Raw genomic sequence first — 25,079 nt, forward strand, 5'->3', positions numbered from 1 at the left:
AGGCACGGGGATGACGGAACGGCTGACATACCGTGCCCATGTGCGGGCGCTTCTTGTGCTGGGTCTGCCGCTCGTCGGCTCGAACCTCGCGCAGATGATCCTGCATGTCACCGATACGGTGATGCTCGGCTGGTACGGGGTCGAGGCGCTGGCCTCGGTCGTCCTCGGCGCGTCGACCTTCTTCATCCTCTTCATTCTCGGCGCGGGCTACTCGATCGCCGTCGCGGGCATGGTCGCCTCCGCCCTCGGCCGGGGCGACGAAACCCAGGTCAGGCGCGACACCCGAATGACGATGTGGCACTCGATTCTCTTCGGCGTCGTCGTCCTGCCGATCCTGTGGTGGTCGGGGCCGATACTCGTCCTGCTCGGACAGGATCCGGCCCTCGCGGCGCTCGCGCAGGACTATCTCAGGATCGCGGGGTTCGGGATGATCCCGGCGCTTCTCCTCAACACGCTCAAGAGCTACCTGTCGGCTCTTGAACGCACGCAGATCGTGCTCTGGGCGACGCTCTCGGGCGCGGTGGTGAACGTCGTTCTCAACTGGATGCTGATCTTCGGCAACTGGGGTGCGCCGGAACTCGGCGTGCGCGGCGCGGCGATCGCGACGCTGGTGACCCAGGTCGCAACCATGGCGATCCTGATGGTCTATGCGGCGCAAAAGCCCGAATTGGCGCGGTTTCACCTCTTTCAGCGCTTCTGGCGGCCGGACTGGCCCGCCTTCGCGCAGGTGTGGCGTCTCGGCTGGCCAGTGGGGCTCACCGGGCTCGCGGAAGGCGGACTCTTCAACGCCTCGGCGCTGATGATGGGCTGGGTCGGCACAATCCAGCTTGCCGCGCACGGCATCGCGCTCGAGGTCGCGGCCCTCGCGTTCATGGTCCATCTCGGGCTCTCGAGCGCGGCAACGGTGCGGGCGGGCCGGGCAGAGGGCGAGCGGGACCTCAGAAAGCTGCGCGACGGGGCGGTGACGGCGATCGCGCTGTCGATGGTTTTCGGGCTTGTTGTGGTCGCGGTGTTCCTGACGCTGCCGGGGCCGATCGTGGGCCTCTTCCTCGACGAGACGAAGCCGGGTACCGACGCCATTCTTGCCTTCGGTGTCGTGCTTCTGGCGGTCGCGGCGCTTTTTCAGATGTTCGATGCGGCGCAGGTCATGGCACTCGGGCTCCTGCGCGGCGTGCAGGACACGCAGGGCCCTTTGTGGATCAGCGCGGTGAGCTACTGGATCATCGGCATCCCCGCGAGCTACGTCATGGCCTTCCCGATGGGGCTTGGCGGGGTCGGGCTGTGGCTCGGGCTCACGATCGGGCTCGCGGTCGCGGCGGTCCTTCTGACCTGGCGGTTCTGGGCGCGCTGGGGGCGCGGGGTTCCGGCAGGATGGGCGGTGAAGGCGTGATCAGCCTTTCGCGCGATCCTCGGTCTGCACCAGCCGTTCGGACTTCTTCCTGACGAGCACGGTGCGCAGGTCGTGCATGGCCAGAAGGAGCACGTCCGTCACCTCTTCGAGCTGCTCGTCCGTGGCCCTCGACTGCGCCCATTGCGCGGTCAGGTTCAGATGGTCGACCGCGCGGTGGATGTCGTCGATGTCGCGCCGGGCGAGCCGTTCGACGCGCCGGGTCAGCCAGTCGCGGATGACCTCCATGTCCTTGGGCGAAAGCTCGCGGTCGCCGTGCGCCCTGACCTCGCCGTTCTTCACGTTGACGACGGCGATCTGGTCCATCTCGATCCGCCGCTGGCGGTTTTCCGTATCCACGCGAAAGACCGCCGCGCCGTTCTCTCGGATTCGGAAATAGTAGTCGGGAATATCTGACATGGCACCGGCCCCGGGGCGTTTCGGCCAAACTAGGTAGAGCCGGAACCGGTGTCAAAGCGAGACTGCGTCAGCGCTTGCGCGCCACGATGTAGCGCCGGGGCGGGGTCTTCGGGAAATCGCCGGATTCCACGATCTCGAAGCCCTGGGCCGCGATCGTGCGTTCCAGCCAGGCCGGATTGAAGAACCGGATACCGGGCCACTTGCCCAGCGCGCGCATGACCGTGCCTGGAAGCCACAGCGCGCGGAAGATCCCGCAGAGGCACGGCGTCTTGGAGATGAAGAGCCCGCCGGGTTTCAGAAGCCCGTACACATTTCTCGCCGCGTCCCCGGGGTCGCGCAGGAGGTGGAGAAGGTTGAAGGCCATCACCGCATCATAGGGGCCGTCGGGCAGGGCGCCGTCTTCAAGGCTGGCGCGCACGAAGTCGATATTGCCCACCGCCTGGTCGCGCGCCTTCTGCCGCCCGATGGCGACCATGCCCTCGGCATAGTCGCTCGCTGTCACATGGGCGACGTTCTCCGCCAACAAGAGCGCGGTGCTGCCGGTGCCGCAGCCGATTTCGAGAATTCGGTCGTCTTCATGCAGGTAGCTGCGGGTGCGGTCGAGCGTATGCTCGTAGGCGGTCGTGTCCTTGATCGGATGGGTCGCGTATTTGGGCGCGATCCGGTCCCAGAAGCTTGCATTCGTCATGGCTGTCTCCTTTGCGCAGGAGGGATAGAGCCGCGGCTCGTCAAAGGAAATTGCAGAAATTCATATTCGTTATATACAGAAATGCATGGATTGGCGATCCGTCTCCTTCGACTGGAACCAGGTCCGGGCGTTCCTGGCCACGGTCGAGGAGGGTTCGTTCTCGGCTGCCGCGCGGGCGCTCGGGCTGACGCAGCCGACGCTCGGCCGGCAAGTCGCCGGGCTCGAGGAGGGGCTGGGGGTGACCTTGTTCGAGCGGGTGGGCAAGTCGCTCGTCCTCACCCAGCCGGGACTGGAGCTTCTCGATCATGTCCGGGCGATGGGCGACGCGGCGAGCCGGATTTCGCTCACCGCTACGGGGCAGAGTCAGGCGATCGAGGGTCGCGTGCGGATCAGCGCGAGCGACTCGGTTGCGGCCTATCTTCTGCCCGCCGCGCTCGAGCGGTTGCAGCGCGTGGCACCCGGGATCGAGGTGGAGATCGTCGTTTCGAACGAGCTCAGCGATCTCCGCCGCCGCGAGGCCGACATCGCCATCCGTCATGTCCGCCCGACCGAGCCAGAGCTGATCGCGAAACTGGTCCGCGACAGCGTCGCCCATATCTACGCCGCGCCCGACTATCTCAGCCGCCACGGGCGGCCGCGCTCCGTCCGGGACCTGACCGGCGCGCTCTTCGTAGGCGTCGACCGTTCCGATCGCATGGTCGAGGTCCTGAACCGGCACGGGCTTCATGTCACCGAGCAGAACTTCCGCTTGTTCTGCACGAACACGCTCGTCGGCTGGGAACTGGTGCGGCAGGGCCTCGCCATCGGCGTGATGGTGCGCGAGATAGCGGCGCTGACGCCCGGCGTCGAGCGGATCCTGCCGGATTTCGAGCCGATCCCGGTGCCGGTCTGGCTGACGACACACCGCGAGCTGCACACCAGCCGCCGGATCCGGCTGGTCTACGACCTGCTCGCCGAGGAGATGGAGCGCTGGTAGGCGTTCAGCGCAGCCCCGCGCAGAAGCTCTGAATGCGCCGGCAGGCCTCTTCCAGTGCGTCCTCCGAGGTCGCGTAGCTGACCCGGAAATTCGGCGACAGGCCGAAGGCTGCGCCGAAGACGACGGCGACGCCGTTTTCCTCCAGAAGCGCAGTCGCGAAGGCTTCGTCGTCGGTGATCGCAGCACCCCCGGTCGAGGTCGTGCCGATGCAGCCCGAAATATCGGGATAGACGTAGAACGCGCCCTCGGGCCGCGGGCAGGTGATGCCCTTGGCCTGGTTCAGCATCGACACGACGAGATCGCGGCGGCGCTGGAAAAGCGCGCGGTTCTCGGCCAGAAAGTCTTGCGGGCCCGTCAGCGCCTCTACGGCGGCATGTTGCGCAACCGAGCAGGGATTCGACGTCGATTGCGACTGGATCGTCCGCATCGCCTTGATGAGGTCGGCGGGTCCGCCCGCATAGCCGATCCGCCAGCCGGTCATTGCATAGGCCTTCGATACGCCGTTGCAGGTCAGAGTCCGCTCGTAGAGACCCGGCTCCACCTCGGCCGGCGTCACGAACTCAAAATCGTCGAAGACGAGGTGTTCGTACATGTCGTCCGACATCACCCAGACATGCGGATGGCGCATCAGCACGTCGGTCAGCGCCTTCAGCTCGGCCGCCGAATAGCCCGCACCCGTGGGATTCGAAGGCGAGTTGAAGATGAACCACTTCGTCTTCGGCGTGATCGCGCCTGCGAGCTGGTCCGCCGTCAGCTTGAAATCCGTCTCGATTCCCGCCACGACCGGAACCGGCGTGCCGCCCGCCAGAAGCACCATGTCTGGATAGCTCACCCAGTAGGGCGCGGGGATGATCACCTCGTCGCCCGGATTCAAGGTCGCCATGAGCGCGTTGTAGAGCACCTGCTTGCCGCCCGTGCCTACCGTGATCTGCCCGGAAGTGTAGTCCAACCCGTTCTCGCGCTTGAACTTCCGGCAGATCGCCTCTTTCAGCTCGGGGATGCCGTCGACGGCGGTATACTTGGTCTTGCCCGCGTCGATCGCCCGCTTGGCGGCGGCCTTGATGTTGTCCGGCGTATCGAAGTCCGGCTCGCCCGCGCCGAGGCCGATCACGTCACGGCCCGCCGCCTTCAGCTCGGCCGCCTTGGTCGTCACCGCGATGGTCGGCGACGGCTTCACGCGGGCCAGAGTGTCGGAAATGAACGGCATTGGTCGGAACTCCGGTTTGTAATCGCCGGGGCCATGTCATAGATTGCGCGCGACTCTCCGACAAGCGACTTCAGCGAGGATGCGATGACAACCGACACGCTCGATAACTCGACCGATGCGACCGAAAACTGGTTCAGCAACGACGCTGCGACCTTCGGAGACCGCCTCGCCGCGGCGCGCGAAGCAGCCGGGCTCAGCCAGGCCGAGCTTGCCGCACGTCTCGGCGTAAAGACCCGCGTGGTCGAGCATTGGGAGGCCGATGCGAAAGAGCCGCGCGCCAACCGGCTGCAGATGCTGGCCGGGATGCTCGGCGTGTCGCTCATGTGGCTCTTGACCGGTGAGGGCGACGGTGTGGAACCGCCGGCCGAGGACAGTACTGATAGCGCGCATGTGAAGGGCGTTCTGGCCGAGATCCGCGAATTGCGCGCCGCGATGACGGCGATGACCGGACGGCTTGGCCGGCTGGAGAAGAAGCTGCGTCAGGGCAGCAGCCGGGACGCCGCGTGAGCGAAACGGGCGAGGCGCGGCTCAAGCGTCTGGCGATGCGCAGCGCGCGTCGCGGCACGAAGGAGATGGACCTGATCCTCGGTCCCTACGCCGGGGCCCATCTCGCCGCAATGGCAGAGGACGAGCTTCGCCTCTACGACGCGCTTCTGGCCGAGAATGACCAGGACCTCTACGCTTGGATGACGGGCACCGCGCCCGCGCCCGGCCACTTCGCGGGGCTCGTCGCCCGCATCGCCCGCTTCGCGGCCGATCCCGTGCGCGAGGGCCGCGCCGGCGCCGCCTGAGACGGCGCAGCGGATTTAACTGAAAGTTTGCCCTTTCCGCCCATCCTGCCGCCCAGCGAATAACGGGCGGAGAGTGTGAGATGACGATTCACGCGCAGGTGCCGGAGGGCGGCGAGGCCGGCCTGATGGCCCCATATCTTGAAACGCTGGGGCTGGTGGAGCGCTTGCACCGGCTCCTGCTCGACGTGATCAAGGACGAGTTCGAGAGGCTGGGCCAACTGGAGATCAACGCGGTCCAGGCGCTTCTTCTCTTCAATATCGGCGAGGCCGAGGTGACGGCAGGCGAACTGAAGAGCCGGGGCTACTACCAGGGCTCCAACGTCAGCTACAACCTCAAGAAGCTCGTCGAGGCGGGCTACATGCACCACGAACGCTGCGAGGTCGACCGCCGCTCGGTCCGCGTGCGGCTGACCGACAAGGGCATCGCGGTGCGCCAGGCGGTGGCGGCGCTCTTCGGGCGCCATGCCGAGGTGATGGAGAGCAAGGGCCTCATCGGCTTATCCGCGTCCAGGGAGGTGAACGGGCATCTGCGGCGCCTGGAACGCTTCTGGACCGACCAGATCCGCTACATCTACTGAGCCGGCGGCCGACACGCGGCGGATCCGCCGTGGCGGTCGAGCAGCGCCGCGCGCGGTCGCCTCGTGGCGCGGAAGCCCGAGCCATCACCCGGCACGCACACACTGGTCCTCAGCCGTCCTCGGGGAGAGGTTCGGGTGCGCCGCCGCGACCGCGTTCAACCGGCTCCGGTCTCGGCGGCGGCGCGGTGCCCACCGCGAAGCCTGACAGCTCCTTCAAAAGCTTGCGTGTCATTGCCGCCTCGAAATCCTCGAAACCGAGCGCGGCTTCCACGAAGCCGTCGGGTCCGCGGACCACCTCGACCCAGAACCAGGCGGTCAACTCGGCGATCCCCGGATCACCGCCGTCCCAGCCCTCTTCCTCGTCCGACCCGATGACGAGCGCATTGACCGTCAGCGCCGCGCCAAGAGGCGCTAGCGCGAGTTGGCGCGGCTGGGGTCCGGAATTGTTCTTGCCGTCGCCGGTCAGATCGAGCGTGTAGCGCCAGCAATCCGGCCCCCTGTCCAGAAGCGCGTGGCCGTAAAGAAGCGCCGTGCCGACGCCGGTGCTGGGCGACAGCGCCGGGCGCGGCGCGGTCCCGATCGCGGTGGCGGCGCGCAGGATGGCGTCGGCATCCGTCATTGCAGTCCAGTCGAGAATCAGGCGCTGGCTTTCCGCGCCGCTCCAGGTATAGGCCGCGAGCCAGACCGGCTTCAGCGGCTGGTCGAGCAGCGCGCTTGTTACCTTCGGATCGGCCAGAGCGCGCGCAACGCCCTGCATCTGAAGCGCATATTCCTGCTCGTCCACCGATGCCGACACGTCCAGCCCGATGGCGAGCGCCTGACGGCAATCGGCATGGGCGATCTCCGCCCAAAGCAGGGAGGCGAGGGCCGCGTATGCCGCGTTCATCCCGGACCGTCCGGTCCGCCGAGCGCGCCCATGAGCTGCTCGGTCAGCTCGCGCTCCAGCTTACGCCGGATCGCGCGGGGATAGTCGGTCTCGTCCCGCGCCACCTCGACGAAGGCGCCCGGCCCCCGGATGACCCGGGCGCGGTAATAGATCGCGATATCGGCCTCGTGCCCGCCGATCGGCAGGCCGTTCACGACGATATCGCCGAAATCCGTCTCGGCATAAACCTCCTCGGGCCCGCGCCCGTCGTTTGACCGCCCATCGCCCGAAATGTCGAGCGTCCGGGCCGCACAGTCCGGCGCCCGTGCGATCAGTGCATGGCCGTAGTCGAGCGCCGCGCCGAGCCCGGTCGGCAGCGCCGTCCCGCCCCGCTCGTGAGCCTCGATCACCGCGCGGATCGCGGCCAGTCCGGACTCGCTCCTGACGAGCGTCCAGTCCACGATCACCTCCTGATAGGCCTGCCCGCTCCATTCGTAGACCGCGAAGGCGACCGCGTCCTCGGGCTTCAGGAACGCGTCGCGGATCGCCGGATCGGCCAGCGCGGCGAGGATGCCTCGGCGCTGGATCGCGTAGTCCTCCGCATCGACCGAGCGCGACACGTCCACGCCGAGGGCCAGCGCCAGCCGGCACGCGCCGGCCGCCGGCCCCGCCGCGAGCAGCACGGCAAGCGCCAGCGCCGCCCTCACCGCGCCGCCCCGAGCCCGCCCATCACCGGCCCCTCGAGCTCCCTCAGAAGCTTCAGCCGCATCGCCCGCGCGAAATCCTCGAAATCCTCGGCCACGATCACGAACGCGCCGGTCCCCCGGATCAGCTCGCGCCGGTAGTACTCGCCGAGCTCCAGGTCCGATCCCGCGATCGCCAGCCCGTTCACCGTGACACCGTGGAAATCGAACGCCCGGTAGGCGCTCGACGGCGGAAACCCGTCATTGTTGCGCCCGTCGCCCGAGACGTCGATTTTCTTCTCGTCGCAGGCCGGCGCGTCGCGGAAATGCACCGCCGCGAAGCCGAGCGCGTAGCCGAGTGCGGTCGCCATGTCGTTCCTCTCCCGCTCGCTCGCCGCGATCGCCGCGGCGGCGGCGCGCAGGTCCTCGGCGCCCTCGATCATGTGCCAGCCGAGCATCAGGTGCTGCTGGTAGCGCCCGCTCCACTCGAATGCCGAGAGCGCTACTGGACGGCCCGGAAAGGCGAGGAACGCCGCCTCGACCTCGGGCAGCGTCAGGACATGCGCCAGCCCCTGTCGCTGCAGCCGGTCCTCCGCCGCATCGACCGAAGCCGAGATGTCGAGCGCGAGGACGAGCGCCAGCCGGCACTCCGCTCCCGCCGGTCCGGCGGCGAGCGCCGAGGCAAGCGCAAGGACCGCCGCTCTCACCAATGCCCGGTATTCTCCATGCTGGCCCAGGGCTCCTCTTTCGCGAGCGCCGCGCCCTTCTGCAGAAGCTCGACCGAGATGTTGTCGGGCGAGCGCACGAAGGCCATCCGCCCGTCGCGCGGCGGCCGGTTGATCGTCACGCCGTTCTTCTGAAGATGCGCGCACATCGCGTAGATGTCGTCGACCTCGTAGGCGAGATGGCCGAAATGCCGGCTGTCGGACGGCAGCCCCTCGTCGCCGTCCCAGTTCCAGGTCAGCTCCACCGGGCACTCGTGCTGCCCCGGCGGCGCCATGAAGACCAGCGTGAACCGGCCGCCCTCGTTCTCCATCCGGCGCGTCTCCTCAAGCCCGAGGAGCCCGTAGAACGCCATGGATTTCTCCAGATCCTTCACCCGCACCATCGTATGGAGATATTTCACCGCCATCCTCGCCTCCCTGAAGCCGCGCCCGCACGAGCCTACCAGCCGCCCCCGCCCGCCGCCAAGCGGCAAGCCCCGCCTTTCGCCCGCCGCCCCGGTAAATTTTCCGCCTCACACAGCCCATCGTGGTACCCCGCGCGCGCGCCCATAGATATAGTGGGTGCGATTCGGATGCGGGAGGACGGAGCCATGACCCTGACGAAAGACCAACAGGCCGAGATCGCGGCGGCGCGGGCCGAGACGCGGCAAACCCTGCGCGCCACCTCCGAGGGGATGGAAAAGCACCTCTACGCGGCCCACGAGGTCCTCGACCACGGGCTCGTCCGGGTCATCGACTACATGGGCGACGACGCCGCCATCACCCAGGCCGCGCGCGTCAGCTACGGCCGCGGCACCAAGGCCGTCTCGAACGACGAAGGCCTCATCCGCTACCTCATGCGCCACTGGCACTCGACGCCGTTCGAGATGTGCGAGGTCAAGTTCCACGTCAAGCTGCCGGTCTTCGTCGCCCGCCAGTGGATCCGCCACCGCACCGCGAACGTGAACGAATATTCCGCCCGCTACTCGATCCTCGACCGCGAATTCTACATCCCCGCGCCCGAACACCTCGCCGCCCAGTCCACCCAGAACAACCAGGGCCGGGGCGAGCTTCTGGAGGGCGAGGAGGCGGCCCGCGTCCTCGACATCCTCAAGGGCGACGCCTCGCGGTGCTACGACCACTACGAGGACATGCTGAGCCAGGACGGCCAGAAGGGCCTCGCGCGGGAGCTCGCGCGGATGAACCTGCCCGCGAATGTCTACACCCAGTGGTACTGGAAGACCGACCTCCACAACCTCTTCCACTTCCTCCGCCTGCGCGCGGACGCCCACGCCCAATACGAGATCCGCGCCTATGCCGAGACGATGTGCGGCATCGTTCGGGACTGGGTGCCCTTGGCCTACGGCGCGTTCGAGGACTACCGGATGGGCGGCGCGCAGCTGTCGCAGAAGGGCGTCGAGGCGCTGAAGCGGCGGCTGGCAGGCGAGACCGTCACGCAGGAGAACTCCGGCATGAGCAAGGGCGAATGGCGGGAGTTTGAAGGGGTTTGGGGGTGAGCGGGACCCAGACGCTTTTCTGAGATATTAAGAAACTCGAGAGAGCTGCAATATGTTCGTCTTTGTAAATAGACGGGCAGGGTCAACATGATGATGACAGAATCGATAATAGTAGTTCTGTTTTCCTCTGTTTGGTGATGTTGATAAATCCCTGATGGGCGCGAAAGAGTTGAAAGTATGATATTGCTTGCAGTCAAAGCTTAGAGAATAAACATCAATCCGCCTGAGTTTCTGAAGATTGAGCGTATATAATTTAACAATATTAGAAGACGCGGGTGAATGCCTCCTAGAAAGGGGTGCTAAACAGCACCCCTTTTGCTTCGCAATATGACAGTCAAGCAGCTTTGCGCCTATACCGTGACATGAAACCCAAACCCCCGAGCCCCGCCAAGAGCATTGGCAGCGCCGCTGGGACGGGGATTGGCGCCGGTACAGCGTCAAACGTCACCTCACTCAAGAAGACCCACTGGGTTTGTCTGGTGATTGATGCAGTCAAGGTGTTCGTTGTCGCACCGTTTAAGTCAAACGTGAACGAGAACGGCGTGCTCCCGGGGTTTGTCGGCACGATCTGATTAACACCATTTACCGTGACGCTAGCGGGTTGTGAAACGCCACCGACGCCGTTGGTATCGTCAAAGTAAAAAGTCATGGAATTGAAGGACAGGTTGGTCGCGAAGTTGAAGGTGATGACGGGATCGACATTTAGCCATCCCACGTACGGAAGGTGGGAACCCGCAGTGCTATTCCAGCTCTGCGTAGCAATTGTACCATCCGTAAGCTGGCCGAGCCCACCCGACAACTGATCGCCGCTTAAGGATGGGTTGCCGGAGCCGTTATACGAGTCGTCGAAGTAAGTGAAGAAACCAGAGTTGCCGTTTGGCATATCGTAGCTTGTAGGCAAGACGGTCGCAGCAGACAATGCATGTGGCGCCATGGCGCCGAACAGAGCTGCGGTCGCCGCAGTAATTTTTAGATTCATGATTTTTTAACCTTTTCAAACGGCCCCTCGCCAAGTCCAGCACTGGAGACAAACTGTGGCAAATTTCCGTTCGAAAGATGATAAGTTTCATGGATTGCGAAGACATGCAAACGTAGCAGGCCGTAGGGTGCGCATTCATTGCGCACCATCGATGCGCGTTCGCTCCGTTACGTCGCTCTCCGATCCGCACCGCGCAATCGTTGCGTTTAATCGTGAAAACGGTGCGCAATGAATGCGCACCCTACGCGATGACGCCGCCGTCGCGGTGATACGACGAATACGGCCAATCCTCGGGCCGCTCGACATATCCGTGCTTCACCGGATTGATCCAACAATAACGGACATGTGCTTGGTAATCCGCCTCGTCGCGGATGTGGTGTTCCCAAAACCGCCGCTGCCATATCCCGTGCTCGCGGCGCGCCTCATGGCTGCGCCGGCGCTCGACGATCGGCATTGCGCGCGAAAACCGCGCCTTGATGATGCTCCATCGTGTCGAAAAGTCCCGGTCGCCCACCGGCAATGTCCACAGGCAATGCATGTGATCCGGCAAGGTGACCCATGCGTCGATGGCAAACGGGCGTTCCGCGCGTGTTGCCCGCACGGCATCGCGCAAGGCCCCGACCTCCCGGACGAGGGCGTCCGAGCTTCGGTCGGCGAGCGCCACGGTGAAGAACACCGTCGCTCCGGGAACCCTGGGGCGGAGGTAACGGGACATTGCCCGATCATCGGGTGTCGATGGTTACTGCCGCGTTAATGACCGCTCCCGCTCAGCAAGCGTAGGGTGCGTGGTTCCGCGCTCTGGCGCGGGTTCACCCACCGTTCTCCGAACCCAACCACCGGCCCGGTCCAACTGACCGGGCAGCGCCCGACCGTTCGGCGGGTGTGTGGCCCACGCCACTGGCGCGACGGTCCCGCCTCACCCCACGGGGCGGGCGCTTCTCGCCCTCCCCGCCGGGCCGGGCGCCGCCCTCCGCCGCTCCCCAATCCGTAACCAAATCCCGAACGCACGGCCCGCCCGTGTAGCTACGGAGTTCCTACGCTTGTCCTACGCGGACCCGACGCATGTCAGACGCCCCGTGACAGCGCCGCCGGAATCCCGCACTCTCGCCCAATGGCCGACCTCGCCCGCTTCCACGACGCCCAGGAAACCACCTGGGACACCGCGCTGGCGGAGCTGACAGCGGGCCGCAAGCGGAGCCACTGGATGTGGTTCATCTTCCCCCAGCTCGCCGCGCTCGGGCGTTCACCCACCGCGAAACATTATGGAATTTCCGGCTTGTCGGAGGCGCGGGCCTACCTTGCGGACCCAACCCTTGGCCCCCGGCTCCACGAGGCAGCCCGCGCCCTCCTTCTCCACCCCGCCGACACCCCCGAGGCCATTTTCGGCCCCGTCGACGCGCTGAAGCTGCGTTCCTCCGCCACGCTCTTCCGCGCGGCCGGCGGAGGTCCAGAATTCCAAGCGATTCTGGACACTTACTACGACGGCACGGCCTGCCCCCTGACCGAGCTTGCGCTCGCCTGACGCCCTTTATTCCGCTGCGATCGTGCCGGCCGCGCCCATCTCCATCACCTCGACGGAGACGACGTAGGGCTCCGTCCCAACCCGCGCCGCGATCGCCCCGATCGACGGCGGATGGTCGAAGACCAGCCGCTGCACGTCGCGCCCGTCGCGCGTGACCTGGACGATGAAGCGCCGCGCCGGCCCCTCTGGCTTGGTCTTTCCCGCGTCGGTCCCCAGCTTGCGCCGCAGCCGGCCGATGAAGTCGTTGTTCTCCATGATCGCTGTCATCTCACCCACTCCCGATGACCCGTTACCCTTGTCACGGCATCATGGTGCCGACGATCCGGAAATGTGGCAAGTTTGCGGCAAAATTGGCCGGAAATTCCGGCATCCAGTCGCCCGTTCGGAAATGATCGCAGGGGTTCGCGGCGCATTGTTCACGGCATCGACGAATCTGGTCCGATCCTAGCCCTGCCAGTGCGAGATTCGGACGTCGTCCATCCAGTAGCCCGTAGGACCCGTGGCGTTGAGAAGCTGGACCGCGATCCCGACATGGGACCCGGGAAAGTCGTCTGCGTCGGGAAAGGCGCCCGCGACGCCGCCGCCGCTGTCGGCCGCGCCCGAGAGGCTCACACCCCATTGATCGGTGACGGGATTGAGGCTCACGAAGACCGCGTGTTCGCCCGTGCCGGAATAGCTGCCGATCGAGTTGCCGTTGGCGTAGACGAGCCCCTGCTCGAAATTGAGCCTCAGCGGGAATTTGTCGAAATCGACCCAGATGTTGATCTCGACCTGGGCGCCGCTGCCCATGCGGCCCGACCACGACAGGAAGACCGGCTTCGTCTGGTCGAAGATCGGCGCGGCGTACATGATCACGCGAGGCGCAGTGCGGCTGCTCGGCCCGTCGATCCTGAGCGACTGCTCGCCCTCAAGCGGCAGCGCGGTCGTGACGCTGACCGCGCCCGGGCCTTCGGCGAAGGTGAGCGAGTCGGCGGGCGCGCCGGCCGGATTGGCAAGCGGCGCGCTGCCGGCCGGATCAGCCTCAAAGTCGTCCCTGAAGATCGCCGTGCAGGCGGTTAGCGCGACGGGCAGCAGAAATGATGCGTAGCGCGGCATGGATCAGTCCTTTCGTGCGGGCCGGCGCGGGGGGCGCGATCCCGTGCCCAGCCGGCGCGTCAGAGAAGAGACAACCGCTCCCCGTTTCTGAGTGCGCGGATAAGGCCGGGATGGTCCTCTTCCCAGCTCTTGAAGCGGCGGTAGGCGGATCGGTCGAGGGCGGCGCGGCGTGGGCCATTCGCCAGCCCGAACTCGGCGCGTTCCTCATCGGACAGGAAGCGGATCTTGACCGTCTCGTAGGCCTCGGCACAACGTGCAATGTCGGCCGCCGCCAGCCGGCCGTTGATCGCGGCCTGGTCGCAGGCGTAGTAAAACGCCATAACACCGAAAAAATCGCTCATGGCAAACCCCTTTCATGCGTGGGGTGCAAAGCGAGGCATCGAAAGTACGTCGATTAATGATTCAATTAACGCCCCGCCACCCCGGGTCGGAATCCATCCAATAAAATGGTTTTCAATGGCCAAAGTGTGAACGTTCCGGCCCTTTCGCGAAAGTCCGGAATTCCTGTAAAGCGGCCACGGCCCGCGCTTACCCGCGGGCCGATGCGCTTACTCAGCCGCCAGCGCGAGCCGCAGCCGTTCACGCAGCGGACGGCGCTTCATCGTCACTGCGACGATGTAGACGCCCGGTCCGATGCGGTCGAAGATGTCGCCGAGCGTCGGCGTATCTTCGAAGTAGACGTCGTGAGTGTTTTGTCCGTCGACTGTGATCGTCACGCAAAAATGCGCATGCCGGGAAAGCGCCCGCCGCCGCCCGTTGCGCGCGCGTTCGCTCAACCGGCGACCTGTCTCGGTCGACAGCCGCTCGATCAGTTCATTCGAAACTGTCATCATGCCCCCCTGCGCGATCCCGTGAGGGCAGGTCCGCGCGGTTCTAGTTAGAAACAGGAAACTCGTGCTGTACAGAGCCGCCCACCAGCAGCAATTCGGTGCTAAATTGCCCTGTCCGATCGGTCAACCGGCGCGGAAAGGAGGTTTAGATCCACGCCGGAAATTTGCCGAAAATGCTCGGAATTCCGCCGATAGCGGCGATCGGGAGAGCGGCTTCTGGCGGCTTATTGCCGATCGCTTGTCGTGACGCAACGAAGCGTTTAGGGATGGCTCGTTGTCGGCGGAGGTGGCGCGATGATGCTTTACGGCATTGCAACATGTGATTCCTGCCGCAAGGCGCTGAAGGCGATCCGTGCGGCCGGGCGCGAGGTTGCGTTTCGGGACATCCGCCAGAAACCTCTTGGGCCCAACGAGCGGCGCGAGTTTATCGATGCCTTTGGCGAGGCCCTGATCAATCGCGCCTCTGCGACGTGGCGCGGCTTGTCAGACGAGGAGCGGGCAGCGTCGCCGGACGCGCTTTTGGAGCGACACCCAACGCTCATGAAACGGCCTGTGATCCGTAATGGACAGAGCCTGCATCTCGGTTGGAAGGCTGGCGTGCAGGAGCTTGTTCTCAAATGAAAAACGGCCTGCGGGCGCAGGCCGTAGGAAAGGTGCCAAAGGCGCCCTAGAGCAGTTTCAGATCGGACGCCGAGGAGCGGCCGTCGCGGCCGGCCTGCATCTCGAAAGCGACCTTCTGATTGTCGGCGAGGGTTTTCAACCCCGCCCGTTCGACCGCAGAGATGTGCACGAACACATCCTTGCCGCCGTCGTCGGGTGCGATAAATCCGTACCCTTTTGTCGTGTTAAACCATTTTACGGTGCCGGTGGCCATCCGCATATCCTCCGTCGCGTCGTCTTTCCCCGGGCGTGATTGCGCGGGGTCGTGCAGCCAGGTCTTCCAAGTCTTCCGGCTGCCCCGATAGCGAGGGAGCGGTAGGAAAGTCTGAATTCACGCCTGATGGATGATGAGCGATCCGGGGGAAAAATCAAGACGCATGCAACCGGTTAGCCCTATCGGCGCCGCCCCGACAGCATGCGGTCCAGCGACAGGGCGCCGCCGCCCAGCAGCACGAGAGTCGCGAGCAGCGCGATCCAGAGCGCCCTCTGATCGAGGATGAGCGCGCCCGACGCGGCGTCGAACCAGCGGCCGAGGTCGTCGCCCGCCACGCCATGGCCGACGATGTCAGTGGCGCTTTGGACGACTACAAACCCGATCATGCCGAGGCTCGCGAGGCGGGTGAATAGCCCCAGTATGATCAGTGCAGGCAAGAGGAGCTCCGCCCAGGTGCCGGCGACCGCGACCGCCCAGTGAAACCATCCGAGCTGCGAAAAGTCGTAGCCCGACGCTTCGATCGTCTTGGGGAAGATCTGGATATAGGCGCCGTCGGAGGGCTGGAAGAGCCCTGCCACGCCTTCTCCGACCTTCGTGCGGGCGGAGTTCCAGAAGTAGACCAGCAGCACTCCGGCAAAGACCAGCCGGGCGATGAGCGGCACAAGCGCGGGCGCGATTCGGTCCAGTGCCTGGGCCGCGCGGTCGTAGGGCGCAATAAGGGCGTTCACGTTGAATCTCCGGTCTTGATGTTCGCGATGGCGCCCGCGCCGATCAGGAGCCCCAGGGTCGCCGTGACGTCGAATTCTCCGGCGCTGTCGAGCGCTTCGCCCACCGTCGAGCCGGCGATGAGGCGTTCGACGAAATCACCTGCGCCCACAGGCAGGAGGCGGGGGTCGGGATCGAATTCGGGACGCACGATCAGCACGTCCTCGGCCACCGTGGCCTTGGGTGACGGCGCGCCGCGCATATTCGCCGACCAGATCGTATGGATCGGCCAGCGCGACCGCACGAGCCGCACGGGTGGTGCAAGCTCGAACCGCGCGGAGATGAGCGCGTCGGGGGCGAGGGCAGCGAGCGCGGCGGGATCGGCGGGCTCGGCGTCGGCCGCGTGATAGGACCTGCGGACTGCAAGTTCCAGCCGGGCCATGTCGGGCAGGTAGCCCAGATGCGCGACCGGTGGAAAATGTTCGAGGAAGGTCGGCATCGCCTCGCCGTAGAACATCATCAGCGGCGAGGCCGGCGGATGGGCGCGCAGGTGTTCGCGCGCCATGGCGGCGAAGAACTCCTCGCCCACGAGCTTCAGGATGACCGGAAAGGCCTGCCTGAGCGCCTCGGTCAGCGAGACGGTGACATTGTTGCGGTAGACGTTGAAGCGGCGTCCCGCCGGGCGGCCCTGCGGGTCGGTGAGACGCGCCGGCGCCGGTCGCGCGGGGTCGAGGAGCGCGGCGCGGAACTCGGACTGGTTCATGCGGCGACCCTGTCGAGAATCCGGGCGGCGCGCGCGGCCTCATCGGCGAGGACCGGCCAGTCGGGCACGTCGTTGTCCCATTCAATGAGCGTGGGCTTCGGTCCACCGGTGCGGATCGTGTGATCGTACAGCTTCCATACCGGATCGACGACCTCGGAGCCGTGTGCGTCGATCAGCAAGGGCGCGCCGGTATCGTCGTGATCCTCGTCATGTCCGCCGAGATGGACCTCGCCAACAAGGTGATGCGGGAACTGGTCGATATAGGTGTTGGCGTCGGTCTGGCGGTTCGTCGAGGAGACGAAGACGTTGTTGACGTCGAGGAGAAGGCCGCAGCCCGTGCGCTTGGCGATCTCGGTCAGGAAGTCGATCTCGTCCATCTCCGTTTCGGCGAATTCGACATAGACCGAGGGATTTTCCAGCAGCATCCGCCGGCCGACATGGTCCTGCACCTGCTCAACATGCTCCGCGACGCGGGCGAGCGTTTTCTCGGTATAGGGCAAGGGCAGGAGGTCGTTCAGGAATTCGGCATCATGCGTAGACCAGGCGAGATGTTCGGAAAAGCTTGCCGGACCAAGCCAGCCGCAGAGATGCTTCAACCGGTCGAGATGGTCGCGATCGAGCGGCGTCTCGCCACCGATAGAAAGGCCCACTCCGTGCACCGAAATCGGGAAGCGCTCTGCCAGATGGCGCAACTGCGCGAGAGGACGGCCGCCGTCGCCCATGTAGTTTTCTGCGTGGATTTCAAGCCACGCGACCGGGTCTGGGGCCTCTAGAATGTTCGAGAAGTGCTGCGGCTTGTAGCCGACGCCGGGGCGGGCGGGCAGGGTCTGTCTTGCGGTCTGGTCCAGCATCGCGTCCCCCGATCGTCTGGAGCCTCTCCGGCCAAAGCCGGAGAGGCTCGTGTCACTGTCAGCCCTGCGGCAGGTCGCGGTCAAGCGCTTCGAGCGAGCCCATGCGGCCATCCGGCAGTTCCATGGTCTCGCAGGAGCCGGCCGGGACGAGCTTCCAGGCGTTGCCCTGATAGTCCACCGACGAGGTGCCGGCGCAGGTTGTGCCCGGGCCCGCGGCGCAGTCGTTCTGACCGGCCAGCGAGACGCCGAAGCACTTCTCTTTGTCTTGCGCGGCGGCAGGCGTCGCGACATGAGCGGCAAGAGCGGCGGCGAGCGAGCCGGCGACGGCGAGGGTTTTCATGGATTGAGACATAGGTGTTTCCCTTGTTGAAATGTCGTGCGTCGTCAGAGCGACAGCGCAACCCTGCCAAGAGCCCTCTACAAATTCCATTCACGAACCCGTGGGCCACGGCGGCGTGATGAAATGTAACGGGCCGAACACACGTATGGGCGCCTTGTCAGTGCCGCCTGAGCGTGTGAAGTTTTCCACATAGAGCATTGATTTTCAGTTATTTCTTGTCCGGTGGCGCCGCGTCGTCGCTGAACTCGGCGATTGCCTGCTCAAGCGGCATGGTCTCTGTCCGGGACTCGCCGAGGCGGCGGACTGAAACAGTCCGGCCCTCTACTTCCTTCATGCCGATGGCGAGAATGGCGGGGACTTTACCAACCGAATGCTCACGGACCTTGTAGTTGATTTTCTCGTTCCGCGTGTCGGACTCGGCCCTCAACCCGGCATCGCGAAGCCGCGCCGTGACCTCGGTCACATAGTCGTCAGCATCCGACACGATAGAGGCGACTACAATCTGCCGCGGTGCGAGCCAGAACGGCATCTTGCCCGCATAGTTCTCGATGAGGATGCCGATGAAGCGCTCGAAAGACCCGAGGATCGCGCGGTGAAGCATCACCGGCCGGTGCTTGCCGCCGTCCTCGCCGACATATTCCGCGCCGAGCCGCATCGGCAGGTTGAAATCGACCTGGAACGTGCCGCACTGCCATTCGCGGCCGATGGCGTCGGTGAGCTTGAAGTCGAGCTTCGGCCCGTAGAAGGCGCCTTCGCCGGGGTCGATTTCGAAATCGTTCGTGACCTTGCGGACCGCGTTCTCGAGCGCGGTTTCGGCCTTGTCCCAGATGTCGTCCGATCCGACGCGAACTTCAGGGCGCGTCGAAAGTTTCACGTCGAACTTGGTGAAGCCGAGGTCGCGGTAGATCGATGACAGAAGTTCGATGAAACCCGCGCATTCCTGTTCGATCTGGTCCTCGGTGCAGAAGATATGGGCGTCGTCCTGCACGAAACCGCGCACCCGCATGAGCCCGTGCATCGAGCCCGAGGATTCGTAGCGGTGGCACGAACCGAACTCCGCAAGCCTCAGCGGCAGGTCGCGGTAGCTCTTGAGTCCCTGGTTGTAGACCTGCACGTGGCAGGGGCAGTTCATCGGCTTCAGCGCGTTGATGCGCTTTTCCTTGGCATGTTCTTCCTCGACCTCGACGATGAACATGTGCTCGCGGTAAGCCTCCCAGTGGCCGGAGCGTTCCCAGAGGACGCGGTCGACGACCTGGGGGGTCTTGATTTCCTGGTAGCCCGCGCGGATGAGGCGGCGGCGCATGTAGGCTTCGAGCTCGCGGTAGATCGTCCAGCCGTTCGGATGCCAGAAAACCATGCCCGGCGCTTCCTCCTGCAGGTGGAAGAGCTCCATCTCGCGTCCCAACTTGCGGTGGTCGCGCTTGGCTGCCTCTTCGAGCATCGTCAGATGCGACTTGAGGTCGTCGCGGTTCTTGAAGGCAATGCCATAGATGCGCTGAAGCTGCTTGTTGCGGTGATCGCCGCGCCAATAGGCGCCCGCGACGGACATGAGCTTGAAGGCATCCGCCGGAAGCTGGCCGGTGTGCTGAAGATGCGGGCCGCGGCAGAGGTCCTGCCAGTGGCCATGCCAGTACATGCGGACCGGCTCATCGCCGGGGATGCCCTCGATCAGTTCGACCTTGAAGGGTTCGTTCTTGCGGATGTAGTGCTCGATCGCGCGCGAACGGTCCCAGACCTCGGTTCTGACCGGGTCGCGCTGGTTGATGATCGCCTTCATCTCCTTCTCGATCGCACCCAGGTCTTCGGGCGTGAAGGGTTCCTCGCGGTCGAAGTCGTAGTACCAGCCGTTCTCGATCACCGGGCCGATCGTGACCTTGACGTCGGGCCACAGCGTCTGGACGGCCCGCGCCATGACATGTGCGAAGTCGTGCCGGATGAGTTCGAGCGCCTGGGCGTCGTCCTTAATCGTGTGAATGGCGATTTTCGCATCTTCGTCGATCGGCCACTGGAGATCGTAGTGCCGGCCGTCGACGCTGGCCGAGATCGCTGCCTTCGCGAGCGAGGGGGCGATCGCGGCAGCCACCTCGAAAGGCGTCACGCCCTTGTCGAAGTCGCGTTTGTTGCCATCGGGAAAGGTCAGGGAAATCTGGGTCATGGCCCATGCTCCTCGTCGGTTTGGCGCCCACGGAACGCCCGGTTGCGGGTATGTCGAAGCTCTATCGGGGATCGGCAAGGCGAAGTCAACGGACGCGGCGTCGGGGGTTCCACCCCCGCACCCCCGGAGGTATTTGAGCAATGAAGAAGAAGAAGGGGTGGAGATGAGCGACGTTCTGACGACGCCGGAAGGCCGAAGGATCGCCTATGACCGCGTCGAGGGCGCGGGGCCGGGCGTGGTGTTCCTCGGTGGCTTCCGGTCGGACAAGGAGGGGACGAAGGCGCTGGCGCTCGAGGATTGGGCGAGGGCGACGGGGCGGGCCTTTCTGAGGTTCGACTATTCAGGGCACGGATCGTCATCCGGCGACTTTCTCGACGGGTCTATCGGCGATTGGTTCGAGGACGCGCGCGCGGCGATCCTTTCGCTGTCCGAGGGACCCCAGATTCTTGTGGGCTCGTCGATGGGCGGCTGGATCGCGCTTCTCTTGGCGCGGGAGCGTCCGGAGAAAGTCGCTGGCCTCGTCACCGTCGCGGCTGCGCCGGATTTCACCGAGGACGGGATGTGGGCCGAGTTCACGCCCGAGCAGCGGCGGACGCTCAAGGAGGAGGGCCAGGTGGCGCTACCCTCGGACTATTCCGACGAGCCCTACATCATCACCGGCCATCTCATCGAGGAGGGGCGCGGGCGGCTCGTGCTGCGGTCGCCCCTGACGTTGCCCTTTCCGGTTCGCATGCTCCAGGGCACGGCGGATGCGGACGTGCCGGTCTCGGTCGCACTCAAGCTTCTCGACCATGCTGAAGGCGAGGATATCCGCCTCACGCTCGTCAAGGGGGCCGATCACCGGTTCTCGACGCCCGATTGCCTGAAGCTCATCCTTCTGTCCGTCCAGAAGATCGCCGCGCGATACGCCGATGCGTAGGGTGGGGCGGATGATCGGGCGCGCGCTCCTCGTGCTGGCGATCGTGATCGCGGGACTGTTCGTCTTCGGGGCGCGCGAGCCCCTGGACCTCGTGCCGCGCTTCGACGCGGCCGCTTTGCCCGACGATCTCGACGCCTATCTCGTCGCGCGCGAGGGTGTGTTCGATGATCTTGTGCCTGGGACGGAAAAACGCATCCTCTGGGCCGGTGCGCCGAGTACGCGCACCGGGTGGGCTGTTGTCTACCTGCATGGCTTCTCCGCGACCTCCGAGGAGGTCAGGCCCCTGCCTGACAAGGTGGCCGGGGCGCTCGGTGCCAATCTCTACTTCACGCGATTCGCCGGGCATGGGCGGCCGGGAGCCGCGCTGACCGGACCCTCGGCGCAGGACTGGATGGTCGATTTGTCCGAGGCGCTCGCCATCGGGCGGCGTATCGGCGAGCGCGTTCTCGTGATCGCGACCTCGACCGGTGGAACGATCGCGGCGGAGGCGCTGTTGCAGCCGGACCTCGCGTCGGAGATGGACGCGGTCGTGTTCGTCTCGCCGAATTTTGAGCTTGCCGCACCGGAAGCTGCGCTTCTGACCTGGCCCTTTGCCCGGCACTGGGCCCCCGTCGTCGCGGGCGCCGAGCGCTGCTTCGAGCCGCGAAACGAGGCTCAGGCCCGCTTCTGGACCACCTGCTATCCGACGACGGCGCTGATGCCGATGGCCGCACTTGCTGCCCATGCGGGCGGCGCCGATTACAGCGGGGTGCAGGTGCCTGCGCTCTTCATCTTTTCGCGGGAGGACCAAGTCGTGTCGGCGACGGCGACCGAGAGGGTTGCCTCCGACTGGGGTGGCGCGGTCGAGATATTGGCAGTTGAGCCGGGACGTGGGGACGATCCGCTCGCGCATGTGATCGCGGGCGACGCGCTCAGCCCGTCGATGACCGCACCGCTGGCGGCGCGGATCGTGAACTGGGCGAAGGGTCTCTGATGAATCGTCAGACGGCGCGGATGTTGTTGCGCGGATTCTTGCGCTTGCGCTTGCCTTCAGAGTTGCGGTCGAAGAAATCGAGCACCAGCGGCCGGATGTTGTTCCGCCACGACTTGCCGGCGAAGATGCCGTAGTGGCCGGCACCCGGCTCCAGATGCGAATCCTTCATCGAATCAGGCAGCCCGGTGCAGAGTCCGAGCGCGGCGGCGCATTGGCCGGGTGCGGAGATGTCGTCCTCCTCGCCTTCCACAACCATGACCGCCACGTCGGTGATCTTGCCTATATCGACCTGCTTGCCCTCGACCTCGAAGCAGTTTCGCGCGATCTCGCGCTTCTTGAAGATACGCTCGACGGTGGACAGGTAGAATTCCGCCGTCATGTCCATGACGGAGAGATATTCGTCGTAGAACCGGTTGTGGGCGTCGCGCTCCCCGTCCTCGCCTTTCGCGGCGCGGAGGATCTGGTTCGAGAAGGCCTGAGCGTGCCGATCAAGATTCATCGAGATGAACGAGGCGAGTTGAAGCAGCCCCGGATACACGAGTCGGCCGGCCCCGGCGGACTTGAAACCCACGTGCTGGATAACGAGATGCTCGATCTGGCCCATGGTCAGGCGGCGGCCAAAGTCGGTGACCTCGGTCGGCGCGGCGTCGGGGTCGATCGGGCCGCCGATCAGCGTCAGGGTGCAGGGCTGCGCGGCGGGGTCTTCACCCGCGAGATAGGCAGTTGCCGCAAGCGCGATCGGGGCCGGCTGGCAGACCGCGACGACGTGGATGTCGGGGCCAAGATGACGCATGAATTCGACGAGGTAGAGCGTATAGTCTTCGATGTCGAACTTGCCCTTGCTGACCGGAATGTCGCGGGCGTTGTGCCAGTCGGTGACGTAGACGTCGCAGTCGGGCAGAAGGCTCGCCACGGTCGAGCGCAGAAGAGTCGAGTAGTGACCCGACATCGGCGCTACAAGAAGAACGCGGCGCGGCATCGGATCGCGGCCGAGCACGCCGAATTGGATGAGGTCGCCGAAGGGGCTGGCGATCAGCGACTGGATATCCACGAGATGGTCGCGCCCGTCTGCGCCGACCACGGTGCGGATGCCCCAGTCGGGCTTGATGACCATGCGCGCAAAACTGCGCTCTGTGATGCGGCCCCACGCCGACATCACCTTGAACATCGGATGCGGCACGAGTCCCCAGACAGGGTAGGAGGCCATGGCCCTGGCAGATGCGCCCAACCATTCATTGGTATTGCGGACGCTCTCCATCAAATCGTACGAATAGACACCTTTCATGGCCACTCCTTTGCCGGCGCGCGGCGAATTCGCTGCTTTCCCCGGCGGGTGCGCAACGTTATGCTGCAGCGCAGTATTCTAAGGAGGAAGATCTGCGATGACAACCGGGCTTACCGAACCCTCCGAAAATCTCGAGAAACTCAACGCCAATCTCGCCAGGGTCGAAGAGTTGACGCAACGTCTCATTCAGGCACTGGCGCAGAAGCGCGCGCCGAATCCCTCGGTCGAGGCGCCGGGGCAGGGGCTTTTCGTCAATGCGGTGAACGCCTACTGGAAAGAGGCGATGGAAAACCCGGGCAAGCTGATCGAGCAGCAGGCGACTTTTTGGGGCCGGACGCTGAAGCACTACATCGACGCCCAGCACGCGCTTGCCGCAGGCAAGTTCAGCGCGCCCGAGGATACCAGCCCGAAGGATCGGCGCTTTGCCAACCCGCTCTGGCAGACGCATCCCTATTTCAACTTCGTCAAGCAGCAGTATTTCCGCAATGTCGAGGCGATGGAGCAGGCATTGGCCGCCATCGACGAGCTTGCACCGCACGAGCGCAAGCGCGTGGAACACTTCGCCCGGCAAATGATGGACATGTTGGCGCCGACCAACTTTCTGGGCACAAATCCCGATGCGCTCGAGCGCGCGGTGGAAACCGAGGGTGAGAGCCTCGTGAAGGGGCTCGAGAACCTCGTCCGCGATATCGAGGCCAACCGCGGCGACGTCCTTGTCACGCTGGCCGATCCCGACGCCTTCGCGCTTGGCGACAATATCGGCGCGACCGAGGGTGCGGTTGTCTATCGCAACCGGATGTTGGAGCTCATCCAGTACGCAGCCACGACGGACAAGGTGCATGCGACGCCCGTGGTGATCTTCCCGCCGTGGATCAACAAGTTCTACATCATGGACCTGAAGCCCTCGAACTCGCTGATCAAGTGGATCGTCGATCAAGGCTACACGCTTTTCGTCGTCAGTTGGAAGAACCCCGACAAGAGCTACGCCGATGTCGGGCTCGACGCCTATGTCGATGAGGGATTGATCGAGGCGATCGAGGAAGTGAAGAAGATCACCGGCGAGAAGTCCGTGAACGCGGTGGGTTACTGCATCGCGGGCACCGCGCTGACCATGGCGCAGGCGGTGCTGGCCAATCGCGGCGAGAAGTCGGTCAAGTCGGCCACGTTCTTCACCACGCTCACCGATTTCTCTGATCCGGGCGAAGTCGCCGTTTTTCTCGACGACGACTTCATCGACGGGATCGAGAGCCAGGTCGCCAAGGACGGCTATCTCGACAAGTACTATATGTCGCGCACGTTCTCGTTCCTGCGCTCCAACGACCTGATCTATGGTCCTGCAATCCGCAGCTACATGATGGGCGAGGCGCCGCCCGCCTTCGACCTTCTCTACTGGAACGGCGACGGGACAAACCTGCCCGCGCGGATGGCGGTCGAGTATCTGCGCTGGATCTGCCAGGACAACCGGCTCGCCGAGGGCAAGATCACGATCTGCGGCGAGACGATCGGCCTCAAGGACGTCAAGGTGCCGCTGTTCGCTGTCGCCTGCGAAACCGACCATATCGCGCCCTGGAAGGGTTCGTTCCACGGCATCCGGCAGTTCGGTTCCAAGGACAAGACCTTCGTGGTCTCGCAGTCGGGTCACATCGCCGGGATCATCAATCCGCCGACGAAGGAGAAATACGGCCACTACGTCAACGACGCCGAGATGGGCGACGCGGACGAGTGGCTGGCCACAGCGAGCTTCAACAAGGGCAGCTGGTGGCCAACCTGGGAAGCCTGGCTGAAAAAACGGTCGGGCAGGATGGTGGACGCCCGGCCGCTTGGCGATTCGAAGCACCCGATGATGGCGCCGGCACCTGGCACCTACGTCACCGAGACGCCAATCATCTGATTTTGCTTGCAAGTTAATTTTTTCTGCAGTGCAGCATTCTGGGGTTGCATTGCTGCACTGCAGAACGTATATGTTTTCGCA

Annotated in this window: 31 protein-coding genes; 11 read left to right on the forward strand and 20 right to left on the reverse strand. The window is 64.9% G+C overall.

Annotated features, from left to right (window positions below; translation table 11 throughout):
- Positions 1 to 10: 10 nt before the first annotated feature.
- Positions 11 to 1,390, forward strand: a complete 1,380-nt coding sequence (locus DEA8626_RS02720; RefSeq protein WP_108851524.1) for an MATE family efflux transporter — start codon at positions 11 to 13, stop codon at positions 1,388 to 1,390.
- Here the strand turns inward: DEA8626_RS02720 and DEA8626_RS02725 are convergent, their stop codons facing one another.
- Together DEA8626_RS02725 and DEA8626_RS02730 are read right to left on the reverse strand one after the other, a co-directional pair.
- Positions 1,391 to 1,807, reverse strand: a complete 417-nt coding sequence (locus DEA8626_RS02725; RefSeq protein ID WP_108851525.1) for a hypothetical protein — start codon at positions 1,805 to 1,807, stop codon at positions 1,391 to 1,393.
- A gap of 67 nt (positions 1,808 to 1,874) precedes the next feature.
- Entirely contained in the window at positions 1,875 to 2,495 is a 621-nt protein-coding gene (locus tag DEA8626_RS02730) for a class I SAM-dependent methyltransferase (protein ID WP_108851526.1), read from the reverse strand.
- An 85-nt stretch (positions 2,496 to 2,580) separates the two neighbouring features.
- Between DEA8626_RS02730 and DEA8626_RS02735 the strand changes: the two genes are divergently transcribed.
- Entirely contained in the window at positions 2,581 to 3,471 is an 891-nt protein-coding gene (locus tag DEA8626_RS02735; protein ID WP_181366339.1) for a LysR family transcriptional regulator, read from the forward strand.
- Between the two features lie 4 nt (positions 3,472 to 3,475).
- On the opposite strand, the gene DEA8626_RS02740 is transcribed toward DEA8626_RS02735, so the two are convergent.
- Complete coding sequence (locus DEA8626_RS02740) at positions 3,476 to 4,678, reverse strand: pyridoxal phosphate-dependent aminotransferase (protein WP_108851528.1); 1,203 nt, start codon at positions 4,676 to 4,678, stop codon at positions 3,476 to 3,478.
- 84 nt (positions 4,679 to 4,762) lie between these two features.
- Here DEA8626_RS02740 and DEA8626_RS02745 point away from each other — a divergent pair, with 84 nt between their 5' ends.
- The 3 genes from DEA8626_RS02745 (at position 4,763) to DEA8626_RS02755 (ending at position 6,047) form a co-directional block, all read left to right on the forward strand.
- Complete coding sequence (locus DEA8626_RS02745) at positions 4,763 to 5,185, forward strand: helix-turn-helix domain-containing protein (protein WP_108851529.1); 423 nt, start codon at positions 4,763 to 4,765, stop codon at positions 5,183 to 5,185.
- A gap of 35 nt (positions 5,186 to 5,220) precedes the next feature.
- Positions 5,221 to 5,469: a succinate dehydrogenase assembly factor 2 gene (locus tag DEA8626_RS02750; protein ID WP_438502430.1), complete on the forward strand. Its 249-nt coding sequence runs from the start codon at positions 5,221 to 5,223 to the stop codon at positions 5,467 to 5,469.
- Between the two features lie 80 nt (positions 5,470 to 5,549).
- Positions 5,550 to 6,047: a MarR family winged helix-turn-helix transcriptional regulator gene (locus tag DEA8626_RS02755; RefSeq protein WP_108851531.1), complete on the forward strand. Its 498-nt coding sequence runs from the start codon at positions 5,550 to 5,552 to the stop codon at positions 6,045 to 6,047.
- A 109-nt stretch (positions 6,048 to 6,156) separates the two neighbouring features.
- On the opposite strand, the gene DEA8626_RS02760 is transcribed toward DEA8626_RS02755, so the two are convergent.
- The 4 genes from DEA8626_RS02760 to DEA8626_RS02775 are packed head-to-tail and all read right to left on the reverse strand — an operon-like array spanning position 6,157 to position 8,727.
- On the reverse strand, positions 6,157 to 6,933 hold the full coding sequence (locus tag DEA8626_RS02760; protein ID WP_108851532.1) for a DUF1194 domain-containing protein: 777 nt from the start codon (positions 6,931 to 6,933) through the stop codon (positions 6,157 to 6,159).
- Entirely contained in the window at positions 6,930 to 7,619 is a 690-nt protein-coding gene (locus DEA8626_RS02765; protein WP_108851533.1) for a DUF1194 domain-containing protein, read from the reverse strand. The genes DEA8626_RS02760 and DEA8626_RS02765 overlap by 4 nt, the downstream gene beginning before the upstream one ends.
- The gene (locus DEA8626_RS02770; RefSeq protein WP_108851534.1) at positions 7,616 to 8,305 is read right to left on the reverse strand and encodes a DUF1194 domain-containing protein; all 690 of its coding nucleotides are present in this window, start codon (positions 8,303 to 8,305) and stop codon (positions 7,616 to 7,618) included. Before DEA8626_RS02770 ends, DEA8626_RS02765 begins: the two co-directional genes overlap by 4 nt.
- Positions 8,299 to 8,727, reverse strand: a complete 429-nt coding sequence (locus DEA8626_RS02775; protein WP_108851535.1) for a VOC family protein — start codon at positions 8,725 to 8,727, stop codon at positions 8,299 to 8,301. Before DEA8626_RS02775 ends, DEA8626_RS02770 begins: the two co-directional genes overlap by 7 nt.
- A 183-nt stretch (positions 8,728 to 8,910) precedes the next feature.
- Here DEA8626_RS02775 and thyX point away from each other — a divergent pair, with 183 nt between their 5' ends.
- Positions 8,911 to 9,816: an FAD-dependent thymidylate synthase gene (gene thyX, locus DEA8626_RS02780; RefSeq protein ID WP_108851536.1), complete on the forward strand. Its 906-nt coding sequence runs from the start codon at positions 8,911 to 8,913 to the stop codon at positions 9,814 to 9,816.
- A gap of 334 nt (positions 9,817 to 10,150) precedes the next feature.
- Here thyX and DEA8626_RS02785 read toward each other — a convergent pair whose 3' ends face one another.
- Complete coding sequence (locus DEA8626_RS02785; protein WP_108851537.1) at positions 10,151 to 10,795, reverse strand: VPLPA-CTERM sorting domain-containing protein; 645 nt, start codon at positions 10,793 to 10,795, stop codon at positions 10,151 to 10,153.
- A 241-nt stretch (positions 10,796 to 11,036) separates the two neighbouring features.
- Positions 11,037 to 11,510 carry an REP-associated tyrosine transposase gene (locus DEA8626_RS02790; protein WP_108851538.1) on the reverse strand — a complete coding sequence of 158 codons (474 nt, stop codon included), beginning with the start codon at positions 11,508 to 11,510 and terminating at the stop codon, positions 11,037 to 11,039.
- A gap of 396 nt (positions 11,511 to 11,906) precedes the next feature.
- On the opposite strand from DEA8626_RS02790, the gene DEA8626_RS02795 reads away from it, so the two are divergent.
- Entirely contained in the window at positions 11,907 to 12,317 is a 411-nt protein-coding gene (locus tag DEA8626_RS02795) for a DUF1810 domain-containing protein (protein ID WP_108851539.1), read from the forward strand.
- 6 nt (positions 12,318 to 12,323) lie between these two features.
- Here the strand turns inward: DEA8626_RS02795 and DEA8626_RS02800 are convergent, their stop codons facing one another.
- The 4 genes from DEA8626_RS02800 to DEA8626_RS02815 all read right to left on the reverse strand — a co-directional run bounded on the left by DEA8626_RS02800 (position 12,324) and on the right by DEA8626_RS02815 (position 14,242).
- Positions 12,324 to 12,584, reverse strand: coding sequence for a hypothetical protein (locus DEA8626_RS02800; protein ID WP_108851540.1), 261 nt, complete (start codon positions 12,582 to 12,584; stop codon positions 12,324 to 12,326).
- Between the two features lie 177 nt (positions 12,585 to 12,761).
- Positions 12,762 to 13,412: a hypothetical protein gene (locus tag DEA8626_RS02805; RefSeq protein ID WP_108851541.1), complete on the reverse strand. Its 651-nt coding sequence runs from the start codon at positions 13,410 to 13,412 to the stop codon at positions 12,762 to 12,764.
- Between the two features lie 59 nt (positions 13,413 to 13,471).
- The gene (locus DEA8626_RS02810; protein WP_108851542.1) at positions 13,472 to 13,753 is read right to left on the reverse strand and encodes a hypothetical protein; all 282 of its coding nucleotides are present in this window, start codon (positions 13,751 to 13,753) and stop codon (positions 13,472 to 13,474) included.
- Between the two features lie 207 nt (positions 13,754 to 13,960).
- Entirely contained in the window at positions 13,961 to 14,242 is a 282-nt protein-coding gene (locus tag DEA8626_RS02815; RefSeq protein WP_146188826.1) for a hypothetical protein, read from the reverse strand.
- 294 nt (positions 14,243 to 14,536) lie between these two features.
- Here DEA8626_RS02815 and DEA8626_RS02820 point away from each other — a divergent pair, with 294 nt between their 5' ends.
- Positions 14,537 to 14,863, forward strand: coding sequence for an arsenate reductase family protein (locus DEA8626_RS02820; RefSeq protein ID WP_108851544.1), 327 nt, complete (start codon positions 14,537 to 14,539; stop codon positions 14,861 to 14,863).
- A gap of 46 nt (positions 14,864 to 14,909) precedes the next feature.
- Here DEA8626_RS02820 and DEA8626_RS02825 read toward each other — a convergent pair whose 3' ends face one another.
- The 6 genes from DEA8626_RS02825 to thrS form a co-directional block, all read right to left on the reverse strand.
- Positions 14,910 to 15,116 (reverse strand): cold-shock protein, encoded by a 207-nt coding sequence (locus DEA8626_RS02825; protein WP_108853290.1) that lies wholly within the window; start codon positions 15,114 to 15,116, stop codon positions 14,910 to 14,912.
- Positions 15,117 to 15,295: 179 nt separating this feature from the next.
- Positions 15,296 to 15,844 carry a DoxX family protein gene (locus DEA8626_RS02830; protein ID WP_108851545.1) on the reverse strand — a complete coding sequence of 183 codons (549 nt, stop codon included), beginning with the start codon at positions 15,842 to 15,844 and terminating at the stop codon, positions 15,296 to 15,298.
- Positions 15,841 to 16,584 carry an HvfC/BufC N-terminal domain-containing protein gene (locus tag DEA8626_RS02835; protein WP_108851546.1) on the reverse strand — a complete coding sequence of 248 codons (744 nt, stop codon included), beginning with the start codon at positions 16,582 to 16,584 and terminating at the stop codon, positions 15,841 to 15,843. The genes DEA8626_RS02830 and DEA8626_RS02835 overlap by 4 nt, the downstream gene beginning before the upstream one ends.
- The gene (gene bufB / locus DEA8626_RS02840; protein WP_108851547.1) at positions 16,581 to 17,435 is read right to left on the reverse strand and encodes an MNIO family bufferin maturase; all 855 of its coding nucleotides are present in this window, start codon (positions 17,433 to 17,435) and stop codon (positions 16,581 to 16,583) included. The genes DEA8626_RS02835 and bufB overlap by 4 nt, the downstream gene beginning before the upstream one ends.
- Before the next feature lie 58 nt (positions 17,436 to 17,493).
- Positions 17,494 to 17,787: a BufA1 family periplasmic bufferin-type metallophore gene (locus tag DEA8626_RS02845; RefSeq protein WP_108851548.1), complete on the reverse strand. Its 294-nt coding sequence runs from the start codon at positions 17,785 to 17,787 to the stop codon at positions 17,494 to 17,496.
- 196 nt (positions 17,788 to 17,983) lie between these two features.
- The gene (thrS, locus tag DEA8626_RS02850; RefSeq protein ID WP_108851549.1) at positions 17,984 to 19,930 is read right to left on the reverse strand and encodes a threonine--tRNA ligase; all 1,947 of its coding nucleotides are present in this window, start codon (positions 19,928 to 19,930) and stop codon (positions 17,984 to 17,986) included.
- A gap of 163 nt (positions 19,931 to 20,093) precedes the next feature.
- On the opposite strand from thrS, the gene DEA8626_RS02855 reads away from it, so the two are divergent.
- Complete coding sequence (locus DEA8626_RS02855; protein ID WP_108851550.1) at positions 20,094 to 20,849, forward strand: alpha/beta hydrolase; 756 nt, start codon at positions 20,094 to 20,096, stop codon at positions 20,847 to 20,849.
- Positions 20,842 to 21,822, forward strand: a complete 981-nt coding sequence (locus tag DEA8626_RS02860; protein WP_219929154.1) for an alpha/beta hydrolase — start codon at positions 20,842 to 20,844, stop codon at positions 21,820 to 21,822. The genes DEA8626_RS02855 and DEA8626_RS02860 overlap by 8 nt, the downstream gene beginning before the upstream one ends.
- Before the next feature lie 7 nt (positions 21,823 to 21,829).
- Here DEA8626_RS02860 and phaZ read toward each other — a convergent pair whose 3' ends face one another.
- Positions 21,830 to 23,107 carry a polyhydroxyalkanoate depolymerase gene (gene phaZ, locus DEA8626_RS02865; RefSeq protein WP_108851551.1) on the reverse strand — a complete coding sequence of 426 codons (1,278 nt, stop codon included), beginning with the start codon at positions 23,105 to 23,107 and terminating at the stop codon, positions 21,830 to 21,832.
- 97 nt (positions 23,108 to 23,204) lie between these two features.
- Here phaZ and DEA8626_RS02870 point away from each other — a divergent pair, with 97 nt between their 5' ends.
- Positions 23,205 to 24,998, forward strand: coding sequence for a PHA/PHB synthase family protein (locus DEA8626_RS02870; protein WP_108851552.1), 1,794 nt, complete (start codon positions 23,205 to 23,207; stop codon positions 24,996 to 24,998).
- The last annotated feature ends 81 nt before the right edge of the window (positions 24,999 to 25,079 follow it).

Source organism: Defluviimonas aquaemixtae (assembly GCF_900302475.1).
Taxonomy (GTDB): domain Bacteria; phylum Pseudomonadota; class Alphaproteobacteria; order Rhodobacterales; family Rhodobacteraceae; genus Albidovulum; species Albidovulum aquaemixtae.